This is a genomic window from Treponema sp. UBA753, from assembly GCF_002297325.1.
Classification (GTDB): Bacteria; Spirochaetota; Spirochaetia; order Treponematales; family Treponemataceae; genus Treponema_D.
Map to the genome: position 1 here is coordinate 2,770 of NZ_DBKJ01000130.1, position 7,788 is coordinate 10,557.

The 7,788-nt window shown below is 39.3% G+C and carries 8 protein-coding genes and 1 pseudogene; 2 read left to right on the forward strand and 7 right to left on the reverse strand.

Annotated features, from left to right (window positions below; genetic code table 11):
- From B4C08_RS10330 to lepB, 5 genes and pseudogenes are all read right to left on the reverse strand, one after another.
- Positions 1-295, reverse strand: a pseudogene (locus tag B4C08_RS10330) (TIGR00159 family protein); the annotation flags it as partial.
- Positions 282-1,112: a dihydropteroate synthase gene (gene folP / locus B4C08_RS10335; RefSeq protein ID WP_296665119.1), complete on the reverse strand. Its 831-nt coding sequence runs from the start codon at positions 1,110-1,112 to the stop codon at positions 282-284. The gene folP and the pseudogene B4C08_RS10330, both read right to left, overlap by 14 nt.
- Positions 1,109-3,028 (reverse strand): 1-deoxy-D-xylulose-5-phosphate synthase, encoded by a 1,920-nt coding sequence (dxs, locus tag B4C08_RS10340; RefSeq protein ID WP_296665121.1) that lies wholly within the window; start codon positions 3,026-3,028, stop codon positions 1,109-1,111. Before dxs ends, folP begins: the two co-directional genes overlap by 4 nt.
- Positions 3,029-3,312: 284 nt before the next feature.
- Positions 3,313-4,485, reverse strand: coding sequence for a radical SAM family heme chaperone HemW (hemW, locus tag B4C08_RS10345; protein ID WP_296665135.1), 1,173 nt, complete (start codon positions 4,483-4,485; stop codon positions 3,313-3,315).
- Between the two features lie 6 nt (positions 4,486-4,491).
- Positions 4,492-5,187 (reverse strand): signal peptidase I, encoded by a 696-nt coding sequence (gene lepB, locus B4C08_RS10350; protein ID WP_296665123.1) that lies wholly within the window; start codon positions 5,185-5,187, stop codon positions 4,492-4,494.
- 124 nt (positions 5,188-5,311) lie between these two features.
- On the opposite strand from lepB, the gene smpB reads away from it, so the two are divergent.
- Together smpB and B4C08_RS10360 are read left to right on the forward strand one after the other, a co-directional pair.
- Positions 5,312-5,776, forward strand: a complete 465-nt coding sequence (gene smpB / locus B4C08_RS10355) for an SsrA-binding protein SmpB (RefSeq protein ID WP_296665125.1) — start codon at positions 5,312-5,314, stop codon at positions 5,774-5,776.
- A 12-nt stretch (positions 5,777-5,788) separates the two neighbouring features.
- The gene (locus tag B4C08_RS10360; protein ID WP_296665127.1) at positions 5,789-6,628 is read left to right on the forward strand and encodes a TP0183 family DNA metabolism protein; all 840 of its coding nucleotides are present in this window, start codon (positions 5,789-5,791) and stop codon (positions 6,626-6,628) included.
- Here the strand turns inward: B4C08_RS10360 and B4C08_RS10365 are convergent.
- The gene (locus B4C08_RS10365; RefSeq protein WP_296665129.1) at positions 6,618-7,199 is read right to left on the reverse strand and encodes an L-threonylcarbamoyladenylate synthase; all 582 of its coding nucleotides are present in this window, start codon (positions 7,197-7,199) and stop codon (positions 6,618-6,620) included. The two genes, B4C08_RS10360 and B4C08_RS10365, sit on opposite strands and share 11 nt — an antisense overlap.
- Complete coding sequence (locus B4C08_RS10370; protein WP_296665131.1) at positions 7,186-7,620, reverse strand: septum formation initiator family protein; 435 nt, start codon at positions 7,618-7,620, stop codon at positions 7,186-7,188. Before B4C08_RS10370 ends, B4C08_RS10365 begins: the two co-directional genes overlap by 14 nt.
- Positions 7,621-7,788 lie beyond the last annotated feature (168 nt).

Here is a 7,788-nt window from a genome sequence, read left to right on the forward strand (position 1 = left end):
ATTCAGCCTGTCCAAGTTTAAGAAAAACTTTTCTTAATTCCGGCTGAAAAACAATCGCAAAAGCCATCATAAGTCCCGGCGCAATAACCGAAAAAATCCAAAGCAAAGTTCTAAGCTGAAGGATAACTGCAACCGCATAAGAAAGAACCACAACCACCGCAGCTCTTATAAGCTGAATCGCATTGGTTTTTGTTATAAGCTGATAAGCCTTGTACAGAAGAAATGTAATAATTCCTATATCAAGGACAGGCCTGATAAAATCATATATTTTTATTAAAGTCTCAAACTGATTCATACTTTAAAAGCGATTTTAACACAGCAAGGGTATCTTTACAAGGAGCAACGTCATGCACGCGAACCATAAAAGCTCCTTTTAAAACTGAAATCAAATCAGCGGCAAGAGTTCCATAAAGCCTTTCTTGAACTTCTCGCCCCGTAACTTGTCCTATGCAAGATTTTCTTGAAAGCGCCATAAGCACAGGAAATTTTCCGCCGCAAAGAGAGCCGCAGTTTGAAATAAGATTCAAATTTCCTTCAAGATTTTTCCCAAATCCAATTCCAGGATCTACGATTATTTTTTCTTTTTCAATTCCGCTTTTTATGGCAAATTCCGCTCTTTGCTCAAGATACGAGCTCACTTCATTAAAAATATTTTTATATTCTGTGTCTGCCTGCATTGTAGAAGGAATTCCGCGCTTGTGCATCAAAACCACAGGAATTTTCTTTTCCGCTGCAAAAAAAGCCAGTTCAGGGTCATCTTCCAATGCTGAAATGTCATTTAAAATGTCCGCTCCAGAATCAAACGCAGCCTGCATAACAATTTTTTTTCTTGTGTCAACTGAAATCGGAATATCGCTTTTTCTGCGGATTTCTTCTATGACAGGAACAATGCGCTTTATTTCTTCTTCCGCGCTCACATAATCTGAACCTGGACGAGTAGATTCTCCGCCCAAATCAAGAATGTCCGCGCCTTCTTCAATCAGCTCAAAAGCACGTTCTGCGCCGCCTCTGCTTGCGCTGAAAAAACTATCTGGAGTGCAGTTTACAATTCCCATCACAAACGCCGGAAAATCTGTTGAAATTTTTCTTGAAGCCAAATTTAAATTTTTCATATCCGCATTAGTTCCTTAGCCGCAGTTGCAATTTTTTCAGAAGAAAGTCCAGCTTCATCCAGAATCTGTTCGCGGTTTCCATTTGCAACAAATTTGTCAGGAAAAGCAAGAACCGCAGTTTTTAAAAATGAAGTTTCAGGAGAGCCTCGCACAAAACTTTCAAGCCACTCTGAAATTCCGCCCATTTTTACTCCGTCTTCTATAAAAACAATTCCGTAATAAAGCTTTGCGATTCCAGCAAAATATTTTTCATCAAAAGGCTTTATAAATCTAAGAGAATAAATATCAGCATCGATTCCGTCCAAAACAAGCGCGCGGGCGGCTCTCAATGTTTCTGAAAAAACGCTTCCAGTGCAAACCAAAAGCACTTTTTTTCTCCAGGAATCTTCGCCCTGCCCAAAAGAAGAAATGGAAGGCGCAAAATCCGTAGTCTGCAAAAGCACACCTTTCCCAGGTTCTACAGGAGCTGAAAAAGGCTCAAGTTCAGAAGGACAAGCCATTTTTGGCCAGCGCATTACAACAGGACCTTGAGCTTTGTTTACTGCCCAATCAAGGCAAAGCTCCATGTCTTTTTTTCCTGCTACGGAAATCATAGAAAGATTCGGCACAGGTCTAAAAAGCGCAATATCAAAAATTCCCTGATGAGTTTCTCCATCAGAAGGGACTGCTCCAGCGCGGTCAAGGGCAATTATAACGTGCCTGTTTTGCAGAGCAATATCTTCTATAATCTGGTCAACGCTTCTTTGAATAAAAGTTGAATAAATTGCAACAACAGGAATCAAACCTCCAGCGGCAATTCCTCCTGCGAAAGTTACAGCGTGCTCCTCTGCAATCCCAACATCAAAAAATCTATCTTTAAATTTTCTTGAAAAAGCATCAAGTCCAGTTCCCTTTGACATTGCCGCAGTAATTGCAACAATCCTATTGTCCGCCTGAGCCATTTCCACAATTTTATTGCTGAAATTTTCTGTAAAACTCAAATTGTCAAATTTTTCAACAATTCCGTCAGTTATATTAAAAGGCCCGACTCCATGAAAGACAGAAGGATTGTTCTCAGCAGGACTATAGCCTTTTCCTTTTTTTGTAACAACGTGAATTACAACAGGCCGCGGAATTTTTTTCGCACGGTTAAAGACACGCTCCATCTCGTCAATGCTGTGTCCGTTCAAAGGTCCTGTGTATTCAAATCCAAGATCAACAAACAGATTATTTGTAAAAAAAAGCCCTTTAAGTCCGCGTTTCAGCCTGAAAACAACTTTTCCAAGCCAGCGGTTAAAATAAGGAATTTTATCGATAAGACGGTCAACTTTATAGCGGAATCCGTGATAGCTGTCAGAAAAAGCAAGACTGGAAAGATAACGCGAAATTGAGCCGACATTCTTGTCAATCGACATCTGGTTGTCATTTACAACAACAATCAAATTTTTAGCAAGCTGACCTGCGTGACTCAATCCTTCAAAAGCCATTCCGCCGGTAAGAGCTCCATCGCCAATTACAACAACAACTTTGTCTTTTCTTCCTTCAAGTTCCCAGGCAGACAAAAGTCCCAACGCAGATGAAATGGAAGAAGAAGCGTGTCCTGCATCAAAATAATCGTGAGGACTTTCCTTGATTTTTGTAAAGCCAGAAATTCCGTTCTTCATTCTTATTGACGAAAACAGCTCGTAGCGACCAGTAAGAATTTTATGCGGATAGCACTGATGGCTTACATCCCAGATAATGGCATCTTGCGGACTAGAAAAACTTCTGTGCAGGGCAATTGAAAGCTCCACAACGCCAAGGTTGCTTGCAAGATGTCCGCCATTATGCCCTACAACTTCTATAATCTTACTGCGGATTTCTTTTGCCAGTGAAGGAAGAAGCTTTTTTGGAATAAGCTTTAAATCTTCAGGCGAATGAATATCATTTAAAATCAAGTTAAAGCTCCAAAAACACAAAAAAGACCGCAGTCAAATAAAAATAACCGCGGTCTCCATGAAAAAAGGCCTTTTGAAATAATCCAATAACCTTGCAAAAAATTACAAAGCTATTTTACTTACTCTTATGGCGATTTCTTCTAAGCTTCTTCTTACGCTTATGTGTCGCTATTTTTGCGCGCTTTCTTTTCTTTCCACAAGGCACAGTAGAACTCCTTACTATAATAAGTTCTTTTATTATGCGGAATTTCATATTTTAAGTCAAGAGAAAATATCAATTATTGCTAAAGCTCAAGCAGAATTTTGTTCAAAAACAAGATTGAATCTTCTGTAAGTGAAAAATTCTTAGAGCTGTCTGAATTTTCCGTAGTTTTAATACCGAATTTCTTTACAGGCTCAAGACGTTTTTCCAAGTCGCCATTCCACGGCTCAACGGAACAAAAGTTTTTTCTATATTGGGCTGAATTCAAGCCTTCAAAAGTCCTAAGTCCCATCATCAAGAACTCAAACTCCCGAGTTTCAAGGCTGAATTCTTCTATGCTTCTTGGAATTTCTGATTCAAGAGGAAACTGCTTGCTCCAGAAATTTTCGTACTCCAAAATATTTTCCGTATCTATCCAGCGAAAACTCTTGTTCCCATAAAAAGTTCCGCAGGCAGAGCATCCAATGCCAACATAATCTTTTTGCGCCCAGTAAGAACTATTATGAACACTTTTTTTTCCATTTTGGCAAAAGTTTGAAACTTCATACTGAAAAAAACCGTTTTTTAAAAGCAAATCGCGTCCGGAAAGCCACTGGGAATCAGCCTCGTCAAAGTCAAAACTTATTTTTCCAGATGAAATATTCCTTGCTAGCGGAGTTTTTTCTTCAACAGTAAGCGTATAAAGAGAAATATGCCCCGGATTGTACGAAATTATTTTTTCAAGCGACAAAAGAAAGTCCTCTTCGGACTGGCAAGGAAGACCTGCAATCGCATCCAAGTTAAGTTCACCCTTCCAGCAGGATTTTACAGTTTCCAAAGCCGCAAAAGCCTTTTCCGCACTGCAATGACGCTCGACAGACTTCAGCGCGTTTTTATTTAGCGACTGAATTCCAAGGGAAAGGCGCGTAATGCCATTTTTCCATGCTGAATCAAGCTTTTCTTTTGAAACTGACTCAGGATTCATTTCTATTGTAAATTCCAAAGGCGGAATATTCTTGCAAAGGCAGGTATTTTTCAAGTAAACTGCAAGTTTTTCAATTTGGCTAGCAGACAAAAGGCTTGGAGTGCCGCCCCCGATATAAATGGTGCTCCAAAAATCAATTTTGTACTTTTCTGCATAAAAAGCGGCTTCATTTTTCAAGCATTCAAGATACAAGTCGTCTATGCGCCCGAAATTTTCCACACTGAAAAAGTCGCAGTAGCTGCATTTCTTTAGGCAGAACGGAATATGGACATATAAAGCCGCACTTTTCATCAAAAATCAGTAGAGCCTCATTTCTCCAAACGGAAAGCACTGCCAGATTACGCGCCCTTTTATTCTTGACGAAGGAATTTTTCCGTAGACGCGGGAATCCAAGCCTTCTATGCGGTTGTCTGCAAGCACAAAATACTCGTTTTTTCCCAAGGTTGCTTCTTCCAGTTGGCCGGAGCATCCCATTCCGTCCCATTCGACAGGAACTGAATAAATGCTTATATTATAAGGCTTTGAAGCAAGTTCAAATTCAGTAAGATAATGCGATTGTCCTGCAGGCTTAACATAAAGCACATAGTCTTTCATGTAGTACGAATCTCCAGGAAGAGCCACAACGCGTCTTACAGTGTTTTTTCCAGTCATGCGCGAATTTCTTCCAAACGGTGAATACTTTTGCAATGTAAAAAATTTCACTGCGGCATTAAGAAATTTCTGTCCGGCCGAAAGTTTTTCTCCGTCCATGCGCGAAAGATACACAACCTGCCCGCGCGAAGGGCTTCGCAAAAACGGACACACAAAAACAATTCCGCCCTTAGAAACATCAGTTTCCATTGACGATGAATTTATAAAAGTTGAAAATAAAATGCAGTTCAAAAAAACTGAAATAAAAACAAAGACTGAAACCACAAAGACAACAGCGTGCATGAACTTGACCTGCTGCTTTTTCTTATATTCAAATGAATAATCTCCGACATTCTGTTTCATGCACAAACAATAGCAAAAAAGAACTTTATTATCAAGCAACATATTTTTAAGCAGTTTGCCGAAGAGCAGTTTCAAAAAAAACTCTTGTTGAAACTATTTGAAAAAAAATATACTATTTATAGATATGGAAGAAGCACGGAAAACTGTCGCGCAGAACAGAAAGGCACATTTCAACTATATTGTAACAGACTCTATTGAATGTGGAATCGCGCTTGAAGGCTCGGAAGTAAAATCCATAAAAGCCGGAAACATTTCATTTGGCGACAGTTTTGCCTTTATAGAAAACGGAGAAGTCTGGCTTCAGAATTTTCATATTTCGGAGTATACATTTTCTTCTGTGTTCAACCACGAGCCGGACAGAAAGAAAAAATTGCTTCTTCACAAAGACGAAATAAAAAGGCTTCAGAGAAAAACAGAGGAAAAAGGATTCACTCTTGTTCCGCTCGAAGTCTATCTGAAAAAAGGGCTTGTAAAAATAAATCTCGGACTTTGCAAAGGAAAGAAAGAATTCGACAAGCGTGCCGCAATAAAAGACAGAGATGTAAAGCGCGACATTGCAAGGGAATTCAGAAACAGGCTGGACGGATAAAGGGAGAAATAGTTGCAGAGCAAAAAAAATCCTGCATTAAAAATAATTATCCTCTTTTTGGCAACTTTTGCATTTTCTGCAGAAACGGTGGATTTTTTTGCGACCGTATCATCTTCAAAAGATTCCAACATGATAAAAATGACCACGGATCTTTTTTTTGCGCAGTTTCAGACGGTTGACGGATATTCCGTTAACGACAGAAGAAACGAAAACTACTACCCAGGCGCAGAAACTAGAAACATTTCATTTTATGCGGAAATTCAGGAAGACACGGACGGTGGCTGGCTATGCACATTAAACGCAATAAAAGCTGACGGCAAGCAGAATGTAAGCTCCACAAAGAAATACGACACATACTATAAAATTCTTCTTGATGCAAAGCCTTCGCTGGAAAATCTTCTGCAAAATCTTTCGGGAAACATTCAGCTTCCTTCACAGCCAGAACCACAGAATCAGGAAAGTCAAGAACCTCAAATCTCTTCTGCAAATGAAAATTCAATCGAAGCAATCGCAGGGACTTGGACAGGAGAGCCGCTAATAGAAAAAATTTTAATTTTAAGAGGCGGACGCGGCTTTGTTATCTTTAAAAACGGAGCAAGCATGAATATTTCGATAACGGTTCAAGGAAATTCTATAAAGATAAAGCAGAACGGAAAGCCAAACGCTTCATTTTTCCCGGAAATTCCGCGCCAAGAAGCATTGAAAAACGCAGCAAATGCAGCTCCGGTTGAATGGAACATGAAACTTTCAGGCAACACTCTTTCTGGCAAAAAGACAACTCTTGTAGAAAACAAAAATTCCCCGGGAGGAATTTCACAGGGAGAAGTTGAAGTCAGCTGGACTAAACGATAACGCTTCCCTGCCTTAAAACTTTCCAGCCGTCATTTTCTAAAAGCACAATCGTTGAAGGCAAAGAGCCTTTTTTGTCGCCGTCGTCAATAATCAAATCAACTTCATTTGTGAATTCTTTTTCAATTCCGCAAACTGAATCCAAAACAGGACTGCCGCTTCGGTTCACGCTTGTGCTGTAAATAGGAAATCCGCATTCAGCAATTACATTTCTAAGCCACAAATCTCCCGGACAGCGGAAAGCAACAGTTGCATTTTTTTCAGAAAAAGGAAATTTTAGCGGAACTATAACAGTCAAAGCTCCTGGCCATTTTTGCGTAAGCGGCTTTGGAATTTTAAAGTCAGAATATTTTGATATTTCATCTGGAGAAGAAACGAGCTGGATAAAAGGCTTTTTTTCTTCCCTGCCCTTTATTTTTCTTATTTTTGCGTCTGTATCAAATTTTGACTGCAATGAATTTTCGGCAATTCCGCTGAATCCGTAAACTGTATCTGTTGGAAGAACGCAAATTTTTCCGCGCTTCAAAAAATCCGCCGCAATATGAGCTGAATTTTCATTTTTATTGCATATCATAAACCGCAATCCCGCCACTTGTGATTTTTTTTCTTGAAGGAAAATGAATGCAGCCTTTCTGCAAGTCAGCTAAAAACAAAACAAAATAAGCCAGAACCATTATAGTCAATGCAGAAGACTTGCAAAGCCATTCTGGAATATACTTTACTTCATGGTGGCGGATTAAAGTTCCGGGATCAAAAATATGAGTTTCCCGTGAAGCAAGCCCTGAAATTTTTACAAGTTTTTCACTTTCAGAGACATAGCCCAGTTTTTTCGCGTAAGAGGCAATAACATCAAGGTCTTTTTGAAGCGCAATCTGCTCAAGAGAAAGCTCGTCATAAGTTTTTTCAATTGCAGCCGTATGCGCACTCAAAAGTTGTTTCTGCTCCTGAAGCTGTTTCATAGCCCAAATTCCATCGCTTCCGCCGATAAAAGCCATGACGGTATAAAAAAAAGTGCCTATGAAAAATGCCGAAAGCAGTCTGAATCTTTCCATTATGAATTGAATTTCGGCAGTTTCAAGGCAAAACTGAACAGCGCATATAATTTTTTTCTATGGAATTTTTTTTCAATATATAGTAAAATATCTATGCTGATTTATAATAAA